General features: G+C 72.5%; 28 protein-coding genes. 13 read left to right on the top strand and 15 right to left on the bottom strand.

Translation table 11 applies throughout. The annotated features are described in order from the left end of the window. Positions 1-44: 44 nt before the first annotated feature. On the bottom strand, positions 45-1,556 hold the full coding sequence (locus tag EEJ42_RS46330) for an anthranilate synthase component I (RefSeq protein ID WP_123108149.1): 1,512 nt from the start codon (positions 1,554-1,556) through the stop codon (positions 45-47). A 51-nt stretch (positions 1,557-1,607) separates the two neighbouring features. Next, positions 1,608-1,973 carry a phosphoribosyl-AMP cyclohydrolase gene (gene hisI / locus EEJ42_RS46325; RefSeq protein ID WP_123108148.1) on the bottom strand — a complete coding sequence of 122 codons (366 nt, stop codon included), beginning with the start codon at positions 1,971-1,973 and terminating at the stop codon, positions 1,608-1,610. A 480-nt stretch (positions 1,974-2,453) separates the two neighbouring features. Between hisI and EEJ42_RS46320 the strand changes: the two genes are divergently transcribed. Together EEJ42_RS46320 and EEJ42_RS46315 are read left to right on the top strand one after the other, a co-directional pair. Next, positions 2,454-3,059: a hypothetical protein gene (locus EEJ42_RS46320; protein ID WP_148082234.1), complete on the top strand. Its 606-nt coding sequence runs from the start codon at positions 2,454-2,456 to the stop codon at positions 3,057-3,059. Between the two features lie 67 nt (positions 3,060-3,126). Further along, positions 3,127-3,759, top strand: coding sequence for a TIGR03085 family metal-binding protein (locus EEJ42_RS46315; protein ID WP_123108146.1), 633 nt, complete (start codon positions 3,127-3,129; stop codon positions 3,757-3,759). Between the two features lie 25 nt (positions 3,760-3,784). Here the strand turns inward: EEJ42_RS46315 and EEJ42_RS46310 are convergent, their stop codons facing one another. Further along, the gene (locus tag EEJ42_RS46310; protein WP_009718717.1) at positions 3,785-4,108 is read right to left on the bottom strand and encodes a DMT family transporter; all 324 of its coding nucleotides are present in this window, start codon (positions 4,106-4,108) and stop codon (positions 3,785-3,787) included. A gap of 119 nt (positions 4,109-4,227) precedes the next feature. Here EEJ42_RS46310 and EEJ42_RS46305 point away from each other — a divergent pair, with 119 nt between their 5' ends. Then, positions 4,228-5,148 carry a LysR substrate-binding domain-containing protein gene (locus EEJ42_RS46305; protein ID WP_246097876.1) on the top strand — a complete coding sequence of 307 codons (921 nt, stop codon included), beginning with the start codon at positions 4,228-4,230 and terminating at the stop codon, positions 5,146-5,148. Positions 5,149-5,162: 14 nt separating this feature from the next. Here the strand turns inward: EEJ42_RS46305 and EEJ42_RS46300 are convergent, their stop codons facing one another. After that, positions 5,163-6,185 carry a LacI family DNA-binding transcriptional regulator gene (locus EEJ42_RS46300; protein ID WP_221179497.1) on the bottom strand — a complete coding sequence of 341 codons (1,023 nt, stop codon included), beginning with the start codon at positions 6,183-6,185 and terminating at the stop codon, positions 5,163-5,165. A gap of 147 nt (positions 6,186-6,332) precedes the next feature. Between EEJ42_RS46300 and EEJ42_RS46295 the strand changes: the two genes are divergently transcribed. From EEJ42_RS46295 to EEJ42_RS46285, 3 genes are all read left to right on the top strand, one after another. Continuing rightward, on the top strand, positions 6,333-7,397 hold the full coding sequence (locus tag EEJ42_RS46295) for a Gfo/Idh/MocA family oxidoreductase (RefSeq protein WP_123108144.1): 1,065 nt from the start codon (positions 6,333-6,335) through the stop codon (positions 7,395-7,397). After that, positions 7,394-8,182, top strand: a complete 789-nt coding sequence (locus tag EEJ42_RS46290) for a TIM barrel protein (RefSeq protein ID WP_123108143.1) — start codon at positions 7,394-7,396, stop codon at positions 8,180-8,182. The genes EEJ42_RS46295 and EEJ42_RS46290 overlap by 4 nt, the downstream gene beginning before the upstream one ends. A 106-nt stretch (positions 8,183-8,288) precedes the next feature. After that, on the top strand, positions 8,289-8,750 hold the full coding sequence (locus EEJ42_RS46285; protein WP_123108142.1) for an OsmC family protein: 462 nt from the start codon (positions 8,289-8,291) through the stop codon (positions 8,748-8,750). Here the strand turns inward: EEJ42_RS46285 and EEJ42_RS46280 are convergent. Then, on the bottom strand, positions 8,723-9,829 hold the full coding sequence (locus EEJ42_RS46280) for an alkene reductase (protein ID WP_123108151.1): 1,107 nt from the start codon (positions 9,827-9,829) through the stop codon (positions 8,723-8,725). The genes EEJ42_RS46285 and EEJ42_RS46280 overlap by 28 nt on opposite strands. Before the next feature lie 64 nt (positions 9,830-9,893). On the opposite strand from EEJ42_RS46280, the gene EEJ42_RS46275 reads away from it, so the two are divergent. From EEJ42_RS46275 to EEJ42_RS46265, 3 genes are all read left to right on the top strand, one after another. After that, positions 9,894-10,259, top strand: coding sequence for a MerR family transcriptional regulator (locus EEJ42_RS46275; protein ID WP_123108141.1), 366 nt, complete (start codon positions 9,894-9,896; stop codon positions 10,257-10,259). A gap of 80 nt (positions 10,260-10,339) precedes the next feature. Continuing rightward, the gene (locus EEJ42_RS46270; RefSeq protein WP_123108140.1) at positions 10,340-10,999 is read left to right on the top strand and encodes an RNA polymerase sigma factor; all 660 of its coding nucleotides are present in this window, start codon (positions 10,340-10,342) and stop codon (positions 10,997-10,999) included. After that, complete coding sequence (locus EEJ42_RS46265) at positions 10,996-12,018, top strand: CU044_5270 family protein (RefSeq protein ID WP_123108139.1); 1,023 nt, start codon at positions 10,996-10,998, stop codon at positions 12,016-12,018. Before EEJ42_RS46270 ends, EEJ42_RS46265 begins: the two co-directional genes overlap by 4 nt. A gap of 58 nt (positions 12,019-12,076) precedes the next feature. On the opposite strand, the gene hisF is transcribed toward EEJ42_RS46265, so the two are convergent. Genes hisF through hisD form a run of 8 tightly spaced genes read right to left on the bottom strand, consistent with a single transcriptional unit; the run spans position 12,077 to position 17,887 of the window. Then, entirely contained in the window at positions 12,077-12,847 is a 771-nt protein-coding gene (gene hisF, locus EEJ42_RS46260) for an imidazole glycerol phosphate synthase subunit HisF (protein ID WP_123108138.1), read from the bottom strand. After that, positions 12,844-13,269, bottom strand: coding sequence for a RidA family protein (locus EEJ42_RS46255; RefSeq protein WP_123108137.1), 426 nt, complete (start codon positions 13,267-13,269; stop codon positions 12,844-12,846). The genes hisF and EEJ42_RS46255 overlap by 4 nt, the downstream gene beginning before the upstream one ends. Next, positions 13,266-13,997 carry a bifunctional 1-(5-phosphoribosyl)-5-((5-phosphoribosylamino)methylideneamino)imidazole-4-carboxamide isomerase/phosphoribosylanthranilate isomerase PriA gene (gene priA, locus EEJ42_RS46250; RefSeq protein WP_009718700.1) on the bottom strand — a complete coding sequence of 244 codons (732 nt, stop codon included), beginning with the start codon at positions 13,995-13,997 and terminating at the stop codon, positions 13,266-13,268. The genes EEJ42_RS46255 and priA overlap by 4 nt, the downstream gene beginning before the upstream one ends. 53 nt (positions 13,998-14,050) lie before the next feature. Further along, positions 14,051-14,713: an imidazole glycerol phosphate synthase subunit HisH gene (gene hisH / locus EEJ42_RS46245; RefSeq protein ID WP_425473084.1), complete on the bottom strand. Its 663-nt coding sequence runs from the start codon at positions 14,711-14,713 to the stop codon at positions 14,051-14,053. Beyond that, positions 14,704-14,868 (bottom strand): hypothetical protein, encoded by a 165-nt coding sequence (locus EEJ42_RS51545; protein ID WP_179933723.1) that lies wholly within the window; start codon positions 14,866-14,868, stop codon positions 14,704-14,706. Before EEJ42_RS51545 ends, hisH begins: the two co-directional genes overlap by 10 nt. Beyond that, complete coding sequence (gene hisB / locus EEJ42_RS46240) at positions 14,869-15,462, bottom strand: imidazoleglycerol-phosphate dehydratase HisB (RefSeq protein WP_123108135.1); 594 nt, start codon at positions 15,460-15,462, stop codon at positions 14,869-14,871. Continuing rightward, entirely contained in the window at positions 15,459-16,565 is a 1,107-nt protein-coding gene (locus EEJ42_RS46235; protein WP_123108134.1) for a histidinol-phosphate transaminase, read from the bottom strand. Before EEJ42_RS46235 ends, hisB begins: the two co-directional genes overlap by 4 nt. Continuing rightward, the gene (gene hisD / locus EEJ42_RS46230) at positions 16,562-17,887 is read right to left on the bottom strand and encodes a histidinol dehydrogenase (protein ID WP_123108133.1); all 1,326 of its coding nucleotides are present in this window, start codon (positions 17,885-17,887) and stop codon (positions 16,562-16,564) included. The genes EEJ42_RS46235 and hisD overlap by 4 nt, the downstream gene beginning before the upstream one ends. A gap of 155 nt (positions 17,888-18,042) precedes the next feature. On the opposite strand from hisD, the gene EEJ42_RS46225 reads away from it, so the two are divergent. The 4 genes from EEJ42_RS46225 (at position 18,043) to EEJ42_RS46210 (ending at position 22,158) form a co-directional block, all read left to right on the top strand. Further along, positions 18,043-19,638 (top strand): oxidoreductase, encoded by a 1,596-nt coding sequence (locus EEJ42_RS46225; protein WP_123108132.1) that lies wholly within the window; start codon positions 18,043-18,045, stop codon positions 19,636-19,638. 56 nt (positions 19,639-19,694) lie between these two features. Beyond that, positions 19,695-20,435 (top strand): LON peptidase substrate-binding domain-containing protein, encoded by a 741-nt coding sequence (locus EEJ42_RS46220; RefSeq protein ID WP_123108131.1) that lies wholly within the window; start codon positions 19,695-19,697, stop codon positions 20,433-20,435. A gap of 26 nt (positions 20,436-20,461) precedes the next feature. After that, positions 20,462-20,977, top strand: a complete 516-nt coding sequence (gene ybaK / locus EEJ42_RS46215) for a Cys-tRNA(Pro) deacylase (RefSeq protein WP_123108130.1) — start codon at positions 20,462-20,464, stop codon at positions 20,975-20,977. A 155-nt stretch (positions 20,978-21,132) separates the two neighbouring features. Then, positions 21,133-22,158: a LacI family DNA-binding transcriptional regulator gene (locus EEJ42_RS46210; RefSeq protein ID WP_123108129.1), complete on the top strand. Its 1,026-nt coding sequence runs from the start codon at positions 21,133-21,135 to the stop codon at positions 22,156-22,158. Between the two features lie 5 nt (positions 22,159-22,163). Here the strand turns inward: EEJ42_RS46210 and EEJ42_RS46205 are convergent, their stop codons facing one another. Next, on the bottom strand, positions 22,164-22,850 hold the full coding sequence (locus EEJ42_RS46205) for an ABC transporter permease (protein WP_184503596.1): 687 nt from the start codon (positions 22,848-22,850) through the stop codon (positions 22,164-22,166). 59 nt (positions 22,851-22,909) lie between these two features. Continuing rightward, a complete protein-coding gene (locus EEJ42_RS46200) occupies positions 22,910-23,674 on the bottom strand; it encodes an ABC transporter permease (RefSeq protein WP_123108150.1) in 765 nt (254 codons plus the stop codon). Positions 23,675-23,697 lie beyond the last annotated feature (23 nt).

The raw sequence follows: 23,697 nt of genomic DNA, 5'->3' as shown, positions 1-23,697 counted from the left end.
GCCGCGCGGGACCGCCGCAGGCCGCCCGGCGCGGGGCCGCCCCGCTACCGCCCCAGGCGGTTGGCCGCGTGGACCGCGCGCAGCACCGCCGCCGCCTTGTTGCGGCACTCCGCGTCCTCGGCCACCGGGTCCGAGTCGGCGACGATACCGGCGCCCGCCTGGACGTAGGCCGTGCCGTCGCGCAGCAGCGCGGTGCGGATGGCGATGGCGGTGTCGGAGTCGCCCGCGAAGTCGAGGTAGCCGACGCAGCCGCCGTACAGCCCCCGGCGGCTCGGCTCCAGCTCCTCGATGATCTGCATCGCGCGCGGCTTGGGGGCGCCGGAGAGGGTGCCCGCGGGGAAGCAGGCGGTGAGGACGTCGAACGCGGTGCGCCCTTCCGCGAGCTTGCCGGTCACGGTGGAGACGATGTGCATGACGTGGCTGTAACGCTCGACCGACATGAAGTCGACCACCTCGACGCTGCCGGGCTCGCAGACCCGCCCCAGGTCGTTGCGGCCGAGGTCGACCAGCATCAGGTGCTCGGCGCGCTCCTTGGGGTCGGCCATCAGCTCCTCGGCGAGGGCGGCGTCCTCCTGCGGGGTGGCGCCGCGGGGCCGGGTACCCGCGATGGGGTGCAGCATGGCGCTGCCGTCCTCGACCTTGACCAGGGCCTCGGGGCTGGAGCCCACCACGTCGAAGCCGTCGAAGCGGAAGAGGTACATGTACGGGCTGGGGTTGGTGGCCCGCAGGACCCGGTAGACGTCGAGGGCGCTCGCCGAGCAGGGCGTCTCGAAGCGCTGCGAGGGGACGACCTGGAAGGCCTCGCCCGCGCGGATGCGCTCCTTGATGTCGTCCACGGCCGTCATGAAGTCCGGTCCGCCCCACAGCGCGGTGTACTCGGGCACCTCGGAGGGCGGCAGCGCGGTGGGGTCGGTGGCGACGGGGCGTACGAGGTCGGCGGCCATCGCGTCGAGCCGGGCCACGGCGTCGGCGTACGCCTCGTCCACGCCGGTGTCGAGGTCGTTGTGGTTGATCGCGTTGGCGATCAGCAGCACGGTGCCGTCCCAGTGGTCGAGGACGGCGAGGTCCGAGGTGAGCAGCATGGTCAGCTCGGGGAGCCGCAGATCGTCGCGCCCGTGCTCGCCGATCTTCTCCAGGCGGCGGACGACGTCGTAGCCGAGGTAGCCGACCATGCCGCCGGTGAAGGGCGGCAGATGGACGAGACCGCCCAGGTCACGCGGGGTGTGGAGGGTCTCGACCGTGGCGCGCAGGGCGGCGAGCGGGTCGCCCTCGGTGGGGACGCCGACGGGCGGGGTGCCCAGCCAGTGGGTGCGGCCGTCGCGCTCGGTGAGGGTGGCGGAGCTGCGGACGCCGACGAAGGAGTAGCGGGACCAGGAGCGGCCGTTCTCGGCGGACTCCAGCAGGAAGGTGCCGGGGCGCTCGGCGGCGAGTTTGCGGTAGAGGCCCACCGGGGTGTCGCCGTCCGCGAGCAGCTTGCGGGTGACGGGGATGACACGGCGGTCGGCCGCCAGCTTGCGGAAGGTCTCGAGGTCCATCGTGGCAGCGTCCTGGGTCATGGCTGGGGAGCCTAGTGGGCGGTCTTCCGGCGGTCTTCGGTCCGAAGGGGGCTACTCGCCCAGGGGGAGGACGTCGGCGTCGAAGCAGGTGCGGTCGCCGGTGTGGCAGGCGGCGCCGACCTGGTCGACCTTGACGAGCACGGTGTCGCCGTCGCAGTCGAGCGCGACGGACTTGACCTGCTGGGTGTGGCCCGAGGTGTCGCCCTTGACCCAGTACTCCCGGCGGCTGCGGCTCCAGTAGGTGCAGCGGCCGGTGGTGAGGGTGCGGTGCAGCGCCTCGTCGTCCATCCAGCCGAGCATCAGCACCTCGCCGGTGTCGTACTGCTGGGCGATGGCGGGGACGAGGCCGTCGGCGCCGCGCTTGAGGCGGGCGGCGATGGCCGGGTCGAGGGCGGAGGGACGATCGGAGCCGGTCATGCGACCATTCTGCACGTCCCGGAGGGTGATCCGCGGCCCGCGGTGGCCCTGCCGTCCGGCGAGTGAGCCGAAGGGGCGCGCCGGTGTTGAAAGGGAGTCGCGCGCAGGGAGCGAGGTACGAGCGACCGAGCACGTCGACCGTCGACACCGGCTGAGGCGCCCCGGAGGCGAACCGAGCCAAGAAAAAAGGGGGCCGGGCCCGATGGTCGCTCTGCGGGGGTGATGGGGCATGCTTCGGGCATGACGTTTCCGTCGCCGTCGCATGACCACAACCGGCCTGGAAACGGCGGGGGGTTTGGTCCACCGCCGCAGCCGCAGCAGGAACCACAGCAATCACCACAGCAGGGCTTCGGGCCGCCGCCCGTCCCGGGACAGCCCGGTCCGCCCGCGCTCCCCAGCGGTTTCGGACCGCCTCCGCCTCCCCCGCCGCCGGGTGGACCGCCGCCCCGCCGGTCCAGGGCCGCGGCGATCGTGACCGGCGTGGCGGTAGGGCTGGCGGTGGTCGCGGGCGTGGCCTTCTTCGGCTCACAGGACGACGACAGCGGCGACAAGGCGGCCGACGCCCCGCAGTCCGCCTCGAACCGCCCCCTCTCCTCGCCGTCGGGCGACGCGTCCGCTCCGGCCGGTACGGAGGACCCGGGCCAGGGCGCACCGCTGGGCGGCGGGGACGACCAGGCCGCCCCGTCCCCCGACGCCTCGGAGTCCAGCCCGGCCGGCCGCAGGATGCCGTATGTCGTGCTCAAGCCGGGCACCTGCTTCGACCACCCGGCGATGGACAGCAGCGTGACGAAGGTCGAGAAGCGCTCGTGCGACCGCGCGCACGACGGCGAGGTGATCACCAACGAGACGCTGAAGGGGGACTTCTCCTCCGAGCGGGCGATCCAGCGCAAGGCGCTCTCCCTGTGCGCGACGGACGCGGAGAAGCGGCTGGAGAGCGTCCCCAATGACGGCCGGGAGTATTACTACTACGCGTTCTACCCGGCCCTGGGCACGTACACGGAGCACCGCAAGGACCGGGTCTCGTGCGCGCTGACGGTGAGCACGGGCAAGGACGGTGCCAAGCTGCGCGAGCCGATACCCGAGTAGCTCCCCCGGGCCCCGGGGCGGGCGCTTCTCATGGCGGGCGGCGGGCGTCGGCCGTAGGGTGGGCGGTATGTCCACTCACGCGAAGCGCGAACGCCTGCTCCTCGCCGATCTCTTGGAGAACGCGGGCCCCGACGCCCCGACGCTGTGCGAGGGCTGGACCACCCGTGACCTGGCGGCCCATCTGGTGGTGCGCGAGCGCCGCGCCGACGCGGCCGGCGGCCTGGTGATCAAGCCGCTGGCCCAGCGGCTGACCCGGGTGCAGGCCGAGTTCGCCGCGAAGCCGTACGAGGAGCTGGTGCAGCTCTTCCGCTCCGGCCCGCCGCGGATGTCGCCCTTCGCGATGAAGCAGGTGGACGAGGCGGCCAACACCGTCGAGTTCTACGTCCACGCCGAGGACGTCCGCCGCGCCCGCCCGGACTGGACGCCGCGCGAGATCGACCCGGTCTTCGCCGACGCGCTGTGGTCCCGTACCGAGCGGGTCGCGCGGGTGTTCGGCCGCAAGTCCCCGGTCGGGCTGGTGCTGCGCCGCCCCGACGGGCGTACGGCGGTCGCCCACCGCGGCGTGCCGGTGGTCACGGTCACCGGCGAGCCCGGCGAGCTGGCGCTGTTCCTGTACGGGCGGCAGAAGGCGGCCCGGGTCGAACTGGACGGCGACAAGGGGGCGGTGGCCGCGGCGCTGGACGCCACGCTCGGCGTCTGACGCCACGGCGTCCCGGCTACGGGCTTCACTGCGTGCTGCCGAGGTTGAGGGTGATGACGCCGCCGATCACCAGGGCCACGCCCAGCGCCTTCGCCGCGGTGAGCGGTTCGCCCAGGAAGAGCAGACCGATCACCACGATGAGGGCCGTGCCGAGGCCCGACCACAGCGCGTAGCCCACGCCGACCTGCATCCCGTCGTGGATCGCCCGCGCCAGCAGGAAGCACGCCACCGCGTAGGAGGCGAGGCAGGCCAGGGCGGGTCCGGGGCGGGAGAAGCCCGCGGTGGATTTGAGGAGACTGGTGCCGATCAATTCGGCGGTGATGGCGGCCAGAAGGAGGAGGTAGGCCATGCCGACAGTCTCCGAGCGCCGAGAAGTACACGTCAAACCTGTCAGCAGGGGCCTGAGACCCCTGAAAAGTGTTGCTCGCCCCTTGCCCGGCCGAAGGGCCCCGCGTAGCGTCGGCGACCGTGCGTACGCCCCTCCCTCCGCTGCCCGGACTGCTGGCCTACGAGGCGACCGCGCGGCTCGGCAGCATCGCGGCGGCCGCCGATGAGCTGGGCCTGTCGGCCTCGGCGGTCAGCCAGCGCATCCGGGTGCTGGAGACACACCTGGGGATTGCGCTGTTCGAGCGCCAGGCGCGCAGCATCCGGCTGACGCCGATGGGGCAGGCGTATCTGCCCACCGTCCGGGGCGCGTTCGACGATCTGTCGGCGGGCACCACCGGGCTGTTCGGCCCGGCCGGGCGGGGGCGGCTGACCGTGCGGGTGCAGGTGTCGTACGCCATGACCTGGCTGGTGCCCCGGCTCCAGGACTTCCACGACGACTACCCGCACATCGACCTGCGGGTGGTGACCGCGATCTGGGCCAACGAGGTCCCGCCGCACGAGGTGGACCTGGAGATCCGTCACGGCAACGGCCGCTGGGCCGGATTCACCGCCGACCTGCTGCACGAGGACCAGGCCGTGGTGGTCGGCTCCCCCGCCCATCTGGAGGCATACGGCCCGCTGACCGGGCCCGCCGACCTGGAGCAGCGGCCGCGGGTGCACGTCATCGGCTACGACGACCTGTGGCAGCGGCTGTTCCCGCATACGCCGCCGCCGTCGCGGGGCGCGGAGGCCACCATCACGCTCGACACCACGGTGGCGGCGACCCAGTTCGCCGCGTCCGGGCTGCACTGCGCCCTGGTGCCCGAACGCTTCGCGCGCGCCGCCGTCCGCGACGGGCGTCTCGTGGTCCTCCACGACCGGCTGGTGCCGCTGCGCCAGGCCCACTATCTGCTCCAGCGCGAGGGAGAGGGCGAGGCCCATATGTCCCCGGAGGGGCGGACGTTCGTCCAGTGGCTGATCCGCCAGGACATCGAGGACCCGCCGCTCCAGCCGGGCGGCTAGTACGTTCTAGAGAACTACGGGTGGCTCGGGGCCGGGCCGGTGGTGGCGCGCTCCACCAGATGGGGCGCGAACACGCTCTCGGACGCCTCCCGCCCCGCGACGAGGTCCAGCGCCCCGCTCACCGCCGCCTCCGCGAGCCGGGCCGCGTCCTGCGACACCGTCGTCATCTGCACATGCGGGAACTTGGCCAGCCGCGAGTCGTCGTACCCGACCACCGAGATCTCCCCGGGAACCGCGTGGCCCTCCCGCCCGAGGACGTCCAGCACGCCCGTGGCGCAGCGGTCGTTGAAGGCGACGACGGCCGTGGGCGGGGTCTCGCGGGCCAGCAGATAGCGCATGCCCTGCGCCCCCGCGGCCTCGGTGAGCCCACCGGCCAGCACCTCGGCCGAGTCCTGGAGCCCGTGCCGCCCCATGGCCTCCAGGAAGCCGAGGCGGCGGTCGGAGCTGCCGGGCGCCCCGGCGCCGTCGATGTGCGCGATGTGCCGGTGGCCGAGGGCGGCGAGGTGGTCGACGGCGAGCGCGACCCCGGCCTTGTCGTCGCCGCGTACGACGCCCACGCCCGGGACGTCGGCGTGCCGGGCGACCAGCAGCGTCGGCCCCCGGCGGGCCAGCCGGGCCAGTTCCTCCGTACCGAGCCGGCTGCCCAGCAGGATGGCCGCCTCGCAGCGCTCGCGCAGCAGGGCGCCGACCGCGGTGGACTCCTCCCGGCTGGGCGCCACGGCGCTGAGCGTCACGTCGTAGCCGCGGCGGGCGGCGGCGGCGTAGATCTGCTCCACGAGGTCGCCGTGGAAGGGCTGTTGGAGTTCGAAGGTGACGCCGAGCAGCCGTGAACTGCTCTGGCGCAGCTTGCGGGCGCGCTGGTCGGGGACGTACCCCATCTCGTCGGCGATCTTCAGGACGCGCTTGCGGGTGGCCTCGCTGGCTCCCGGTACGCCGCGCATCACGATCGAGACCAGCGCGGTGGAGATTCCGGCGGCCCGTGCGACGTCGGCCATGGTCGGCCGCGTGCCGCCCGCCTCCTCGGTCACTCCCGTCACTCCTGCCTGACTCCTGCCTGCCGCCCTGGCCGACCCGCGTCCGAGCATATCGATCTCTTGACCGGCTCCCCCTTCTCGCTCTACCGTCCTGGCATCACTAGAACGTACTAGTTCTCCACGGTACTAGGCCCCAGGGGAGATGCGCATATGACCGTCACCGACACCGTGCGACTGGCCACGATCGGCGCGGGCCGCATCGGCGGCAACCACGCCGGGCTCGTGGCCCGGCACGTCCCCGGCGCCACCCTGGCCGCCGTCGCCGATCCGGTGCCCGGCGCCGCGGAACGCCTCGCGGACTCCCTCGGCGCCCCGTACGCCACCACCGACCCGGGCGCCGTCCTCGGCCGGGACGACATCGACGGGGTGCTGATCACCGCCCCCGCCCGGGCCCACACCGACCTGGTCGTGGCAGCGGCCGCCGCCGGAAAGCACGTCTTCGTGGAGAAGCCGATGGCGGTGACCCTGGCGGACGCCGACCGCGCCATCGCCGCCGCGCGCGACGCGGGCGTCGTCCTCCAGGTGGGGTTCAACCGCCGGTTCGCCCCCGGCTTCGCCGCCGCCCGCGCCGCCGTCGACGACGGCCGGACCGGCACCCCGCAGCTGCTGCGCTCCCTCACCCGCGACCCGGGCCCGTTCACCGCCGACCCGGCCCGTATCCCGCGGTGGACGATCTTCCTCGAAACCCTCATCCATGACTTCGACACCCTGTGCTGGCTCAACCCCGGCGCCGCCCCGGTCCGCGTCCACGCCACCGCCGACGCCCTGATCCGTCCCGACGCCAAGGCGGACGGCCACCTCGACACCGCCGTGGTGACGATCCGTTTCGACAACGGCGCCATCGCCACCGCCGAGGCATCCTTCTCCGCCCTGTACGGCTACGACGTACGCGCCGAGGTCTTCGGCTCCGGCGGCATGGTCACCGCCGGGAGCGGCCGCAGCACCGACATGACCTACTACGGCCCCGACGGCCTCCACGCCGACACCGCCCGGCGCGATACGGACCTCCTGCGCGCGGCCTACCTCGCGGAGCTGACCGCGTTCGCCGACGCGGTCCGCCACCGCACACCGCCCCCGGTCACCGGGCACGACGCCCGCCGGGCGCTGTCCATCGCCCTGGCCGCCATCCGCAGCGTCGAGACCGCGGCCCCCGTGGACCTCGCCGCGAGCGCCACGACCGCCGAAACCGCTCAGACCGCCGAGGTGACCGCATGAGCGAGACGAGCCCCTTCACCCTGGCCGCCAGCGCCGAAATGCTCTACCTCGACCTGCCGTTCACCGAACGGGTCCGGCGCATCGCCGACCAGGGCTTCCAGGTCGAGATCTGGGACTGGTCCGCCAAGGACATCGACGCCCTCGCCGCCACCGGTGCCACGTTCTCCTCCATGACCGGCTACCTCACCGGCGACCTCACCTCACCCGACGGCATCGACGCCCTGCTCGCCTCGGCCCGCACATCCCTCGCCGTCACCGACCGCCTGAACTGCCCCCGCCTCAACCTCCACGGCACCGGTCTGGACGGCAAGGGGCTGCCCGTCCGCCCCGTCGAGACCGTCACCCCCGCGATGTGGCTGACCGCAGCCGACACCCTCCGTCGCATCGCGGCCCTCGGCGAGGAAGCCGACCGCGTCTTCACCCTCGAAAACCTCAACCTCGCCGTCGACCACCCGGGCACCCCCTTCGCCCGCGCCGCCGACACCCTCGCCCTGGCCCGCGCCGTCGACAGCCCCCACCTGCGGCTGAACCTGGACCTCTACCACGCCCAGATCGGCGAGGGAAACCTCATCGACCTCCTCGGCCGGGCCCTCCCCTACGTCGGCGAGATCCAGGTGGCCGACGTCCCCGGCCGCTGCGAACCGGGCACCGGCGAAATCCACTACCCCGCCATCGCCACCGCCCTCCACGACCTCGGCTACACCGGCGTCGTGGGCCTCGAATCCTGGGCCCGCGACGATTCCGACGCCGCCCTGGAGGCTTTCCGCACCGCCTTCACGCCCTGACGGTTCTGACACTGACCGGCCGTCGGCCGGAATCCTGGTAGCGAGGCACGCCCCCCATTCGGGATCATGTGCGACTCGTCCCATCAGCGAGAGGAACCTCAACACCATGGGCCGTCAGCACACCTACCGCACCACCGTCCGCTGGACCGGCGACACCGGGAGCGGATACCGGGGCTACGGGCGCGCGCACGATGTTCTCAGCGAGGGCAAGCCCACCCTCGCGGCCAGCGCCGATCCGGCGTTCCGGGGGGATCCGGAGCGCTGGAATCCGGAGGAATTTCTGCTGGCCTCGCTCTCGCAGTGCCACATGCTGACGTATCTGTCGGTGTGCGCCCGGGAAGGGGTGACGGTCACGGGGTACGAGGACGCGGCCACCGGGACGATGGAGGAGACGGCGGGGTACAGCGGGCGGTTCACCGAGGTGGTGCTGCGGCCGGTGGTCACCGTCGCGGACGCGGGGATGGTGGAGCGGGCGCGCTCGGCGCACCACGACGCGCACCAGGCGTGTTTCATCGCCAACTCGGTCAACTTCCCCGTCCGTCACGAGCCGACGGTCAGGGTGGGGTAGTCGGTGTAGCCGGTCTCGCCGCCCACGTACATCAGGTACGCGTCCCGGATCGGGTTGAGCGGGGCGCCGGTGCGCAGGCGGTGCACCAGGTCGGGGTTGGCCAGGAAGGGGCGGCCGAGGGCGATGAGGTCGGCGCCCTCGGCCAGGAGGCGGGTGGCCTGGTGGAGGCCGCCGTCGGCGGGGATCGCGGCACCGGGCAGGTGGGGGTTGGCGATCAGCGTGCCCGACCATGTCGTGCGGATCTCCCGGAAGACGGGGTCGTCCGGTTCGGCGCGGACGATGTGCACATAGGCCGGGCCGATGTCCGCCAGCGCCTCGATGAGCGCGGGGTAGATGTGCTCGGTGTCGCCCTCCTCGATGCCGTTGACGGTGGAGTGGGGGGAGATCCGTACGCCCACCCGCTCGGGGCCGATCGCGTCGGCGACGGCGCGGACCGTCTCGGCCACGAAGCGGACGCGGCCACTCGCCGGGCCGCCATAGGCGTCGGTGCGGCGGTTGGTGTTCCGGGCGAGGAACTGGTGGAGGAGGTAGCCGTTGGCGGAGTGCACCTCCACCCCGGCGAAGCCCGCGTCGAGGGCGTTGCGGGCGGCGGCGGCGAAGTCGGCGATGGTGGCGCGGATGTCGTCGGTGGTCATCTCGCGCGGTACGACGGCCTCCTGGTGGCCGCCCGGGGTGAAGATGGTCTCGGGGAGCGGGACCGGGGAGGGCGCGAGCGGGGTCAGGCCGCTGGTGTCGGGGTGGCCGACCCGGCCGCCGTGCTGGAGCTGGAGGAACATCGGGCGGCCGCCCGCGGCGTGGACCGCGTCGGTGACGCGCCGCCATCCGGCGACGTGGGCGTCGTTGTGGATCGCGGTGATGTTGGGGTAGGTCTGCCCGACGGCGTTGGGCGTGGCGGCCTCGGCCACGATCAGCCCGGCGGAGGCGCGCTGCGCGTAGTAGGTGTCCATGATCGGCAGGGGTACGCCGTCGGCGGCGGCGCGGTTACGGGTCATCGGCGCCATGACCAGGCGGTTGGGCAGGTGCAGTGCGCCGAGGCGGGCCGGCTCGAACAGGGAAGTGATCGCTGGTGCGTTCGTCATGCCGGTACCGTAGAAGTTCACATTGGTGTCAGATTCAAGCCCGGACCGGCGTGCGAGGTGGGGAATGCGGATCGGCGAACTGGCTCGGCGCACCGGCGTCAGCGAGCGCTCGCTGCGCTATTACGAGAAGCAGGGGCTGATGGACGCCGAGCGCACCCCGGGCGGCCATCGCGAGTACGCCGGGGGCGCGGTGGACCGGGTGATCCGCATTCAGGAGCTGTTCGCCGCGGGGCTGTGCAGCGAGAAGATCGCCGAGCTGCTCCCCTGCATGCGTGACTCGGACGGCGGCCCGTCCCGGATCGCGGGCGGGCGGCTGGTCGCCGACCTGACCGTGGAGCGGGACCGCATCAACCGGATGATCGCCGACCTGATCCGCTCCCGGGAGGTCCTGGACGAGGTGATCGACGCGGCGTCCGCCCCGGCCGAGTAGCCGGGCACGCCCCCCTGTGGCGCAGGTCACGGGAACCGCCCACCGCGTGCGGAGAGGCACGGGTGTGAGGTGGAAACGACATGACTGAGGGTCTGCGCGAGCGGATACGGGCGGGTGACCGCGAGGCGTTCGCGCAGCTCTACGAAGAGCACGCGCGCGCCGTCTACAACCATGCCTTCCGGCTGACCGGCGACTGGTCGGCGGCCGAGGAGGTGATGGGGGACACGTTCCTCGACGCCTGGCGCGGCCGGGAGCAACTGGAGCCGGGCGACGGCTCGTTGAAGCCGTGGCTGCTGGGTGTGGCGACGAACAAGGCGCGGAACGCCAATCGGGGCCTCGGGCGACGGCTGGCGTTTCTGGCCCGGCGTCCCGCGCCCGCCCCGGTGGCGGACTTCGCGGAGGAGGCCGCGGGCCGGATCGACGACGCCCGCCAACTGGCCGCCGTGCGCGAGGTGTACGGCCGTCTGCGGCGCGGGGAGCAGGAGGTGCTGGCGCTGTGCGTGTGGTCGGGGCTGGACTACGCGCAGGCGGCCGAGGCGATGGGGATTCCGGTGGGAACGGTGCGCTCAAGGCTGTCCCGGGCCCGCGCCCGACTGCGCAAGCTCGCCGATCAGCGACTCACGGAAGAAAAGAAGAAAAAGCGGGAAAAGACGGAACCGCCGCATCGTCACGGAGAGGTACAGCGCGAGGCCGCGTTCGCGGCCCTGCCGTTTCAGGAGTTTCAGGAGGACCCCCGATGAGGCCCGAGCGCGAGGACGCCGCGTACGAGGACACCGCGTGCGAGGAACTCGCCCGGCTGCTTCCTCCCGTACCGGGAGAGCGGGACGTGCCCTCCGCTCCGTACCTCCACCACAAGGACCGTTTGATGCAGCTGATCGATAACGCCGCCGCCGACCAGAAGACGACCCCGACCCCGAAGGCCCGGCCGCGGCTGCTGCGCCCGGCTGTGCTGATGCCCGCCGCGGCGCTGGCGCTGGCCGGGGCGCTGGCCGTCGCCTTCACCGGGGGCGGCGGTGCGTCCGGCGACGCCACCGCCCAGCCCCGCGAGACCGCCACCGTCCTGCTCGACCGGCTCGCCGGGACCGCGGCGAAGTCGGACGTCCGGCCGGTGCGCCAGGATCAGTTCGTCTACGTCAAGAGCGTCGGGGCCGGGGCCGAGATGACGGAGGACGGCGCCTCCGAGCTGGACCCGCGGGGCGAGCACGAGGTCTGGAAGTCACAGCAGGTGAAGCGAATCCACAAGATCGGCGAGACGCACGATGACGAGGGCTACGCCCCGATGTACGAATTGGGAGGGTCTCCCGCGGGCATCGACCGCCCCACGTACCAGTGGCTGGCGTCCCTGCCGACCGACCCGGACGTCCTGCTCAAGGAGCTGTACCGGATGACCGAAGCGGAAGACGGCCAGGAGAAGGCGCAGGCCGTCTTCGAGCAGATCGGTCGGTTGCTGGGCGACGTGATGCCGCCGGAGAACGCCGCCGCGCTGTACAAGGCCGCCGCGAAAATCCCCGGGGTGACGCGGCACGAGGACGCGGTGGACGCGGCGGGCCGCCACGGGTTCGGCATCGCCCGCGTCGACAAGCGGACGTGGGTCGCGAACGAGTGGATCTTTGACCGGGACAGCCTCGCCTACCTAGGTGAGCGCGAATACCGGACGAAGGACTTCGCGGCGGGCAAGAAGGGCGACGTCCTGGCGGAGTACGCCCTTCTGAAGCACGGGATCGTCGACCACTACCGCGAGCGGCCCGCCACCAAGTGATCAGAGCATGAAGCGGGGGATCACGTCCGGTGGTCCCCCGCCGCGGCTGCGTACATCCTCAGCGGACCGGGTGTCCCGCGTCCCGCAGCGCACCCTTGACCTGGCCGATGCGCAGGTCGCCGAAGTGGAAGACGGAGGCGGCCAGCACCGCGTCCGCGCCCGCCTCGACCGCCGGGGGGAAGTCGGCGAGCTTGCCCGCGCCGCCGCTGGCGATGACGGGGATGGTGACGTGCTTGCGCACCGCTTCGATCATCGCGGTGTCGTAGCCGTCCTTGGTGCCGTCCGCGTCCATCGAGTTCAGCAGGATCTCCCCGGCGCCCAGCTCGGCCGCGCGGTGGGCCCACTCCACGGCGTCGATGCCGGTGCCGCGGCGGCCGCCGTGGGTGGTGACCTCGTAGCCGGATTCCGTTTCCGTTCCGGAAGGGCAGCGGCGGGCGTCGACCGACAGGACGAGGACCTGGCTGCCGAACCGCTCGGCGATCTCGCGGATGAGCTCGGGCCGGGCGATGGCGGCGGTGTTGACGCCGACCTTGTCGGCTCCGGCGCGCAGCAGCTTGTCGACGTCCTCGGTGGTGCGGACGCCGCCGCCCACGGTCAGCGGGATGAAGACCTGCTCGGCGGTGCGGCGCACCACGTCGTAGGTGGTCTCGCGGTCGCCGGAGGAGGCGGTGATGTCGAGGAAGGTCAGCTCGTCGGCGCCCTCCTCGCCGTAGATCCGGGCCATTTCGACGGGGTCACCGGCGTCCCGCAGGTTCTGGAAGTTGACGCCCTTGACGACCCGGCCGTTGTCCACGTCCAGGCAGGGGATGACTCGGACCGCCAGGGTCATGACGCTCGGGCTCCTCGGAATGCTTCCAGTTCGACTTCCACCAGCACGCGCGAGTCGACGAAGCCGGACACCACGACGAGGGTCGCGGCCGGGCGTACGGCGTCGAAGATCTCCTTGTGGGCGCGGCCCGCCTCGTCCACGTCGCGGGCGTGGGTGAGGTACATGCGGGTGCGGATGACGGATTCGACGCCGAGGCCGAACTCCTTCAGCGCGTCCAGGGCGTGGCCGAAGGCGGCGTGCGTCTGCTCGTACGGGTCGCCCTCGCCCTCCAGGACGCCGCGGTCCGCGAGCGGCATGGTCCCGGAGACGACCACCAGGTCCCCGGCCGCGACGGCCCGGGCGAAGCCGATGCTCTCCTCCCAGGGGCTGCCGGTCTGCACTCGCCGCGGGGTCTTCTCGGCCGAGCTTTCGGGTGAGGTCATGCGGATACCGCCTCCAACGCCTCTTCCAAGGTGAACGCCTTGGCGTAGAGCGCCTTGCCCACGATGGCGCCCTCGACGCCTTCCGGTACCAGGGTCGCAAGGGCGCGCAGGTCGTCGAGCGAGGAAACGCCGCCGGAGGCGACGACGGGCTTGTCGGTGGCGGCGCACACGTTGCGCAGCAGCTCCAGGTTGGGGCCCTGGAGGGTGCCGTCCTTGGCGATGTCGGTGACGACATAGCGGGCGCAGCCCTCGGAGTCGAGGCGGGCGAGGGTTTCGTACAGGTCGCCGCCGTCGCGGGTCCAGCCGCGGCCGCGCAGGGTGGTGCCGCGGACGTCGAGGCCGACCGCGATCTTGTCGCCGTGCTCGGCGATGACCTTGGCGACCCACTCGGGGGTCTCCAGGGCGGCGGTGCCGAGGTTGACGCGGGTGCAGCCGGTGGCGAGGGCGGCGGTCAGCGAGGCGTCGTCGCGGATGCCGCCGGACAGCTCGACCTTGAGGTCCATGGCGCGGGCGACCTGGGCGATCTGCTCGCGGTTGTCGCCGGTGCCGAAGGCGGCGTCGAGGTCCACCAGGTGCAGCCACTCGGCGCCGGCCCGCTGCCAGGCGAGGGCGGCCTCCATCGGGTCGCCGTACGACGTCTCGGAGCCGGATTCGCCATGGACGAGGCGGACGGCCTGGCCGTCGCGGACGTCGACGGCGGGGAGGAGTTCGAGGCGGTGCGTTGGCATGCGGGAACCTTACGGTGCGTACGGGGCGGGCGGGTACGGGCGGGGCGGGCCGTTCAGAGCGTGTCGAGCCAGTTGCGCAGCAGGCGTGCCCCGGCGTCGCCGGACTTCTCGGGGTGGAACTGGGTGGCCCACAGCGGGCCGTTCTCCACGGCGGCCACGAACGGCTCGCCGTGGGTCGTCCAGCTGACCTTGGGGCCGGGCATGTGCGGGTTGCTGACCTCCAGCTCCCAGGTGCGGACGGCGTAGGAGTGCACGAAGTAGTAGCGCTCCTCCTTGTCCAGTCCCGCGAAGAGCTGCGAGTCGCCGGGCGCGGTGACCGTGTTCCAGCCCATGTGGGGGACGACGGGGGCGCGCAGCGGTTCGACGGTGCCGGGCCATTCGTCCAGGCCCTCGGCCTCGACGCCGTGCTCGATGCCGCGGCCGAAGAGGATCTGCATGCCGACGCAGATGCCCATGACCGGGCGGCCGCCGGCCAGCCGGCGGCCCACGATCCAGTCGCCGCGCGCCTCGCGCAGCCCCTTGATGCAGGCGCCGAAGGCGCCGACACCGGGGACGAGGAGGCCGTCGGCGGCCATGGCCTTGTCGTAGTCGCGGCTGATCTCGACGTCCGCGCCGACGTGGGCGAGGGCCCGTTCGGCGGAGCGGACGTTGCCGAAGCCGTAGTCGAAGACGATGATCTTCTTCGCACCGTTACCAGCGGAGCTGCTCAATTCCAGACCTCCAGCCGCAGGATCCCGGCCAGCAGCGACATCGTGGCGCCCACTCCCAGCAGCACGATCACGCCCTTGGGCAGCCCCTGCTTGGCGAAGGAGATGACTCCGCCGAGGAGGAACAGCCCGAGCAGGATGAAGACGGTCGACAGCCCGTTCATTCAGAGGGCGCCCTTCGTGGAGGGGAGGATCCCCGCGGCGCGCGGGTCGCGCTCGCTCGCGTACCGCAGCGCCCGGGCGAGCGCCTTGAACTGGCACTCCACGATGTGGTGCGCGTTGCGCCCGTAGGGCACGTGGACGTGCAGGGCGACCTGCGCCTGGGCCACGAAGGACTCCAGGATGTGCCGCGTCATCGTGGTGTCGTAGGTGCCGATCATCGGCGCGATGTTCTCCGGCTCGGTGTGCACGAGGTACGGGCGGCCGGAGAGGTCGACGGTCACTTGGGCCAGCGACTCGTCCAGCGGCACCGTGCAGTTGCCGAAGCGGTAGATGCCCATCTTGTCGCCGAGTGCCTGTTTGAAGGCGGCACCGAGCGCGAGGGCGGTGTCCTCGATGGTGTGGTGGGTGTCGATGTGCAGGTCACCCTCGGTCTTGACCGTGAGGTCGAAGAGGCCGTGGCGGCCGAGCTGGTCGAGCATGTGGTCGTAGAAACCGACACCTGTCGACACATCGACCTGGCCGGTGCCGTCGAGGTCGATCTCGACGACGACCGAGGTCTCCTTGGTCGTGCGCTCCACGCGTCCCACGCGGGTCATGCGCTCTTCTCCTTCATCAGCTCGCGAACCGCGTCGAGGAACGCGTCGTTCTCGGTCGGGGTGCCCGCGGTGACCCGCAGCCGGCCCGGTACGCCGTTGTCCCGGACCAGGACGCCGTGGTCCAGCAGGGTCTGCCAGGCCGCGTGGGCGTCCTCGAAGCGTCCGAACTGGACGAAGTTGGCGTCCGAGTCGGTCACGTCGCAGCCGATGGCGCGCAGCTCCCGCACCAGCCGGTCGCGCTCGGTCTTGAGCGCGTCGACGTACCCGAGCAGCGTATCGGTGTGCTCCAGGGCGGCCAGCGCGGTGGCCTGGGTGACGGCGGACAGGTGGTACGGCAGCCGCACCAGCTGGACGGCGTCGACCACGGCGGGGTCGGCGGCCAGGTAGCCGAGCCGCAGCCCGGCGGCGCCGAACGCCTTGGACATCGTCCGGGAGAGCACCAGATGCGGCCGGCCCTCGATCAGCGGCAGCAGCGACGGGCGGTGGCTGAACTCGGCGTACGCCTCGTCCACCACCACCAGCGACGGCTTCGCGGCCTGCGCCGCCTCGTACAGCGCGAGCACCGTGTCGGCTTCGACGGCGGTGCCGGTCGGGTTGTTCGGCGAGGTGATGAAGACGACGTCGGGCTTGCGCTCGGCGATGGCCGCGCGGGCGGCCTCGACATCGATGGTGAAGTCGTCGTTCCGCGGACCGGAGATCCAGCCGGTGCCGGTGCCGCGCGAGATCAGCGCGTGCATCGAGTACGAGGGCTCGAAGCCGATCGCGGTGCGCCCGGGCCCGCCGAAGGTCTGGAGCAGCTGCTGGAGCACCTCGTTGGAGCCGTTGGCCGCCCACACCTGCTCGGGGCCCACCGCGAGACCGGCCGTACGGGTGAGGTAGCGGGCCAGCTCGGTGCGCAGCTCGACCGCGTCCCGGTCCGGGTAGCGGTTGAGCTGGCGGGCCGCCTCGGCGACCCGCTCCGCGATCCGCTCCACCAGCGGCTCGGGCAGCGGATAGGGGTTCTCGTTGGTGTTCAGCCGTACGGGGACGTCCAGCTGCGGCGCGCCGTACGGGGACTTGCCGCGCAGCTCGTCCCGGATGGGGAGATCGTCAATCCCGGTCACTTGCTCCCAGGTACCTTCCAGTCGAACCGTGCCTTCACCGCCGCGCCGTGCGCGGGCAGGTCCTCCGCGTCGGCGAGCGTCACCACATGGCCCGCGACCTCGGCCAGCGCCTCGCGGGTGTAGTCCACGACGTGGATGCCGCGCAGGAAGGACTGCACCGACAGGCCGGAGGAGTGGCAGGCGCAGCCGCCGGTGGGCAGGACGTGGTTCGAGCCCGCCGCGTAGTCGCCGAGCGACACCGGTGCGTACGCGCCGACGAAGATCGCCCCGGCGTTGCGCACCCGGGCCGCGACCGCCGCCGCGTCCTCGGTCTGGATCTCCAGGTGCTCGGCGGCGTACGCGTCGACCACCGCGAGGCCCTGTTCGAGGCCGTCGACCAGCACGATGCCGGACTGCCGCCCGGCCAGCGCGGGGGCGATGCGGTCCTCGACGTGCTTGGTGGCCGCGACCTGGGTCTCCAGTTCCTTCTCGACCGCGGTGGCCAGCTCCTCGGAGTCGGTGACCAGCACCGACGCGGCCAGCGGGTCGTGCTCGGCCTGGCTGATCAGGTCCGCGGCGACGTGCACCGGGTCGGCGGTGGCGTCGGCGAGGATCGCGATCTCGGTCGGCCCGGCCTCGGCGTCGATGCCGATTCGGCCCTTGAGCAGCCGCTTGGCGGCGGCGACCCAGATGTTGCCGGGCCCGGTGACCATGGAGGCCGGACGGCACTCCTCGGTGCCGTACGCGAACATCGCGACCGCCTGGGCGCCGCCCGCCGCGTACACCTCGTCGACGCCGAGCAGCGCGCAGGCCGCCAGGATCGTGGGGTGCGGCAGCCCGCCGAACTCGGCCTGCGGCGGGGAGGCGACGGCCATCGAGGCGACCCCGGCCTCCTGCGCGGGCACCACGTTCATCACCACGGACGACGGATAGACGGACCGCCCGCCCGGTGCGTACAGCCCGACGCGCTCGACGGGCACCCAGCGCTCGGTGACCGTGCCGCCCGGCACGACCTGCGTGGTGTGGTCGGCGCGCCGCTGCTCCCGGTGGACCAGCCGGGCCCGCCGGATGGACTCCTCCAGGGCCGCGCGCACGGCCGGGTCCAGCTCCTCCAGGGCGCGGGTGAGCGCCTCGGCGGGCACCCGGACCCGCTCCATGGTCACGCCGTCGAAGCGATGCGCGTACTCGATCAGTGCAGCGGTGCCGCGATGGCGCACGTCGTCGCAGATGGGCCGCACCTTCTCCAGGGCGGCCTCGACGTCGAGCTCGGCACGGGGCAGCAGGTCGCGGTCGATCCCGCCCTCGGGGAAGGCGGCGCCGCGCAGATCGATACGGGAGATCACGCGATCAATTGTCTCAGACGTGCTCCGACGCCCCGCCCCCCGTATCAGTGACTGATACGGACCCCCTAAGTTGATCCTGACCGTTGGCGTTCAAGCGGTTACTCAGCGGGAATGGGGTTCCGTACGGGGGTACGGAGGACAGGAGGCACACGGCTGTGACCGAGCCACACGACGGCGATCCTCCCCAGGGGCTGGACCTGACCACCGCCGAGTGGGGCATGTGGCAGGCGTTCCGCAACGGCAGTACCCACGATCTGCGCACCTCCCACCCCCAGCGGAACGACCCCTCAGGACCGTACGCCTGGGGCCCGGAGCGCAGCGTGCGCGCGCGTGTCGTCGCCCTGCTGCTGCTCGACGGGCCGCCCGCCCAGCCGGGCCGGGTGGCCGCGCTCAAGCTCAACGGGGTGCACATCACCGGCACCCTCGACCTGGCCGGCGGCAGCATCGACCCGTACGTGGAGCTGAAGAACTGCCGCTTCGAGCGGGAGGTGCTGCTCCCCGAGTCGAACTTCACCACCCTCCGTCTGGTGGGCTGCTCGCTCCCCCGGCTGGAGGCGGCGCGGCTGAGCACCGAGGGCGATCTGCATCTGCCGCGCTGCGTGGTCGACCACGGCATCCGGCTCACCGACGCCCACATCGGCACCGATTTACTGCTGAACCAGCTGATCGTGCGGCGGGACCGCCGCGGCATGTCGATCACGGCCGACGGGCTGACGGTGGCCCAGGACTTCCAGGCCGACATGATCGAGTCGTACGGCGAGATCAGTCTGCGCGGCGCCCAGATCGGCGTGTCGCTCAGCCTGCGCGGCAGTCGGCTGCGCAACCCGTACGGGCGACGGGCGCTGAACGCGCCGCAGCTGACCGTCGAGCGCAGCCTGTACCTCACCGCGGGCGGGGTCAGCACCTACTCCAGCGGTTCGACACCCCCGTACGGCACCACCAGCACGCCGACCCGCGGCACCCGCATCCAGCGCTTCGAATGCGAGGGCGGGATCCGGCTGGACGACGGGCGGATCGGCGACGCCATCGACTTCGACCAGGCCCGCTTCGTCATGGAGAACGACCAGGAGCTGTCGCTGCGCCGGGTGCAGACGCCCGAGCTGCGCTTCCTGGGCGAGCGGCCGCAGCGCGGCCGGGTGATCCTGTCCGGCGCCAAGGTGGTCAACCTGGTCGACAAGTCGGTGAGCTGGCCGGGCCCCGGCGGGCTGACCATGGCGGGCTTCTCCTACGAGAACCTGATCCCGCGCGGCCACTTCCCGCTGTCCCGGCGCCTGGAGTGGGTGGCCGCCGCGACCCCCGAGTACGCGCCCGAGCCGTACGAGATGCTCGCCAACACGATGCGGGCCAGCGGCGAGGACGCCGACGCGCGCGAGGTGCTGCTCGCCAAGCAGCGCCGCCGCCGAGAAACGCTGCCGCTCGCCGGGAAGATGTGGGGCTACCTCCAGGACTGGACCGTGGCCTACGGCTACCGGCCCGGCCGGGCCGCGGTGTGGATGGCGGTGCTGTGGGCCGTCGGCTCGGTGTTCTTCGCCCACAACAGACCGGAGGCCATCAAACCGGGGGAAACGCCGTACTGGAACGCCTCGCTCTATACGCTCGATCTGCTGATCCCGGTCATCAACCTGGGCCAGGACGGCTACTGGAAACCCGCGGGCGCGGTCCAGTGGGCGTCCATCGTGATGATCCTGCTCGGCTGGGTGCTGGCCACCACCGTCGCGGCCGGTGCGTCCCGGCTGCTGCGCCGCCAGTGACCGGCTCCGGCGCCGCCAGTGAAGAGACACGCGTGGGGCCATTAGGCTTACGCCCCGTGACCTCCGCGCGCCTTCCGCTCTTCCCGCTGAACACGGTGCTGTTCCCGGGGCTCGTCATGCCCCTGAACGTCTTCGAACAGCGGTACCGCTCCCTGATGCGCGATCTTTCGGCGCTTCCCGAGGACGCCCCGCGCCGGTTCGGGGTGGTCGCCATCAGGGACGGTCACGAGGTCGCGCCCAGCGCGATCGGCCTCCCCGAATCGGCGCCCGCGCCCGACCGGGGCCCGGCGGCGGGCTTCGGCCCGGACCCGGCCAAGTCGTTCTACGGGGTGGGCTGTGTCGCGGACGCGGCCACCATCCGGGAGCAGGAGGACGGCACCTACGAGGTGCTGGCCACCGGCACCACCCGCTTCGAGCTGCTGTCCGTGGACTCCACGGGCCCCTATCTGGTGGGCGAGGTCAACGAGCTGGAGGAGGAGCCGGGCGACGGCGCCGGAGCGCTGGCCTCCGGGGTGGTACGGGCGTTCCGCACCTACCAGAAGCGGCTCGCGGGCGCCCGGGAGCGCACCCTCGCCACCGAACAGGACCTGCCGGGCGAGCCCTCGGTGCTCTCCTACCTGGTCGCGGCCGCCGCCGTGCTCGACACCCCGGCCAAGCAGCGGCTGCTCCAGGCGCCCGATACGGCGAGCCGGCTGGCCGAGGAGCTGAAAATGCTGCGCTCCGAGAGCGCGGTCATCGGTAAGCTCCCGTCGCTGCCCGCCGTCGACCTGACCCGCCGCCCCACCAGCCCGAACTGACGCCACCTCAACTCCACGCATCGGACATGGCGAAGAAGACCAAGAAGAACTCCTCCGGAAGCACCGGAACTCCCGCCACCACCGCCCTCACCGCGGCGGGCACGGCCTTCACCGTGCGCTCCTACGACCACGACCCCGCCGCCTCCTCGTACGGCGAGGAGGCCGCGCAGGCGCTGGGCGTGGATCCGGGGCGGGTGTTCAAGACCCTCATCGCGAGCGTCGACGACCGCCTCACGGTCGCCATCGTGCCCGTATCGGCCTCGCTCGACCTCAAGGCGCTCGCCGCCGCGGTCGGCGGCAAGCGCGCCACCATGGCGGACCCGGCCGCGGCCGAGCGCACCACGGGCTACGTCCGCGGCGGCATCTCCCCGCTCGGTCAGCGCAAGCGCCTGCCGACCGCGCTGGACGCCTCCGCCGACGGCCACGAGACGGTCTGCGTCTCGGCGGGCCGCCGCGGCCTGGAGGTCGAGCTGTCCCCGAAGGACCTGGCGTCACTGACGGACGCGGTGGTGGCACCGATCGCGCGGTTCGACACGCCGTAGGGCCCGGCCCATCCACGCCCACATGGTCGGGGCAATCGTTTGGGTAGGGTGGGTGTCACCGGCCACAGGTGTCAAGGGCCCGCTGTTACGATCACGATCGTTCGCCGTACCGGGGACCGGGGTGCGGCGGTGGGACAACCGGAGGCCGAGCCGAAGTGGGCACGCAGCAATCACGACCGGTCACCCTGCGCACGATCGCCGATCAGCTCGGTCTGCATGTCTCGACCGTCTCCCGGGTGCTGCACGCCAAGCCGGACGAGAGCCTGCGGGCCGCCTCGGCCGACACCGTGGAGCGGGTCCGGCGGCTCGCCGACGAACTGGGCTACCAGCCCAACCCCCACGCCACCAGCCTGCGCACCCGGCGCAGCAATCTGGTCGGCGTCCTGGTCCCCCGGCTGTCGGACATCGTGCTCGCCACGATCTACGAGGGGATCGAGGAGGCCGCCGCCGAGCAGGGCCTGTCGACGTTCGTCGCCAACACCGGCGACAACCCCGACGCCCAGCGCACCCGCACCAACATGGTCATCGGGCGGCGCGTCGACGGCATGATCTTCGGCGACGCGCACGCGGACGGGCGCTTCCTGGCCGAGGTGGCCGGGCGCGGCATCCCGTTCGTCCTGGTCAGCCGGACGTGTGCCGACCACCCGTCGGTGACCTGCGACGACTACCTGGGCGGCCGGCTGGTCGCCGACCATCTGCTGGAGCTGGGCCACCGCGATGTCGCGGTCGTCGCGGGCGAGCCGTACGCGAGCACCGGCATCGACCGTACGGCAGGCCTGGTGGACCGCTATCGGGAGGCGGGCCTGCCGATTCCGGCCCACCGGATCGCGCACTCCCGCTTCGACGTTCCCGGCGGACACGCCGCCACGGCGCGGCTGCTGGACACGCCGGAGCCGCCGACGGCGGTCTTCGCGGTGAACGACTTCGCGGCCATCGGCGCGATCGGCGCCCTCCGCGAACAGGGCCTGCGGGCGGGCGCCGATGTGGCGGTGGTGGGGTTCAACGACACTCCGCTGGCGGCGGAGTTGCCACTGCCGCTGACGACCGTGCGGTCCCCCATGCTGGAGATGGGCCGCCGGGGCCTGCGGCTGCTGGTCCGGCTGCTGGAGGGCGAGGCGGTCGAGTCCGAGCGCCTGCGCCCGGAACTGGTCGTCCGCGCCTCCAGCGCGCCGCGACTATAGGTCGCTCAAGCGGCGGTCGTGGTCTGGTAGTAGGTCTCCGGCTCCTCGTCGCGGGGGCCGAACAGACCGGTCAGGGCCAGGTGCACGACCATCGCGGCCACCGACCACGCCAGCAGCGCGCCCTTCGCGTTCAGCTTCAGCGGGGCCTCGAACGCGACGCCCTTGCCGACCTGCCGGGCGTGCGTCACGACGTCCGTGGACGGCCCGAGCCAGACGCCGAGACGCCAGGCGATCACCGAGCCGAGGACGCCGCCGATCGCCAGCCCGACCACCAGCGCGACCCCGCCGCGGCGGCAGAACAGGAAGGTCAGCAGCGCCGAGACCAGGCCGAAGGCCAGCGCGGCCAGCACGAACACCCCGTCCGCGCCGATCGCGTTCTCACCCTCGGAGTCCTTGAGATAGACGGCCTTGCCGTCCGAGATCAGCGACACCCGGGGCGCCAGCCACAGCCAGAGCAGCCCGAGCAGGACCCCCGCGACCGCCACCGCGATCGCCGCCACGGACGCCTGTACCAGCTCGGCCCGCAGCTCCTCCCCCGGTTCGGAGTACTCGGCGTGCTCGGACCCCTCGGCGGGATACGGATCGGGATGCCCCTGCGGACCCTGCGCGGCGGGTTCGCCCGGTGCGGGCTGCCCGTGCTCGGCGTCGTCGTGCGGCGAGGGTTGCTCATGTGGCGTCAACGGTGCGGTCACTCCGTCATCGTGCCAGGTGGACGGCGTACTTCGGTCGGCGGGACGTCCGCTGCGGCGCGTCACCGCACGGCTGCCCGGCGATAGGCCCAGGTCGCGGCGGCAAGCGACACCACGGCCACCCCCGCGCACACCCCGAGGTCGGCGCAGACCGCCAGCCAGTCGGGCTGGCCGTCGAAGGAGCGGGCCAGGGCCTCCACACCGTACGTCGACGGCAGCAGATCACGCGCGTACGACACTACCTCCGGCATCCGGTCGGCGGGCAGCACCCCCAGCAGCAGCGCGGCCGACATCCCCAACTGCCCCAGCAGCGTGGCCAGTTCCTGGCGCGGGGCGAGCAGCCCGAGGGCCGCGCCCAGACCCGCGAGCGCGGCGCCGGAGAGCGGGATCACCGCGGCGAGCACCCACAGGTGGCCCATCGGCAGCTGGAACAGCGCGCTGCCCACGACCGCGGTCACGGCCGTCCCCGGCACGGTGAAGGAGGCGTACGCGGCGGCCGCGCCGAGCACCACCGCGGCGGGCGGCACCGGCAGCGTGGCGTAGTGGTCGAGCCCGCCGCTCGCGCGGAGCTGGCCGAAGTACTGCGCGAGCAGATTGAGCGCCACGAAGGCCACGACGAGCACGCTCGACCCGGCCACCACGGACCGTGCCGCGCTGCCGCCCTCGTCCACCACGCCGCGCATCAGGACCATGATCCCGACGGACTGGAACGTCGCCACGAACAGCAGCGGGATCCGGGCCACCCGCGCCCGCGACAGCTGGGCCCGGTAGACCGCGACCAGCGCGGGCAGCAGCCGCGCGGAGGCCGCGAGCGGCGCCGGGGCCACGAGCGGGGCGGGGACGGCGCCGG

Source organism: Streptomyces botrytidirepellens (assembly GCF_003721215.1).
Taxonomy (GTDB): Bacteria; Actinomycetota; Actinomycetes; order Streptomycetales; family Streptomycetaceae; genus Streptomyces; species Streptomyces himastatinicus.
This window is presented reverse-complemented; position numbering and strand designations above follow the sequence as displayed.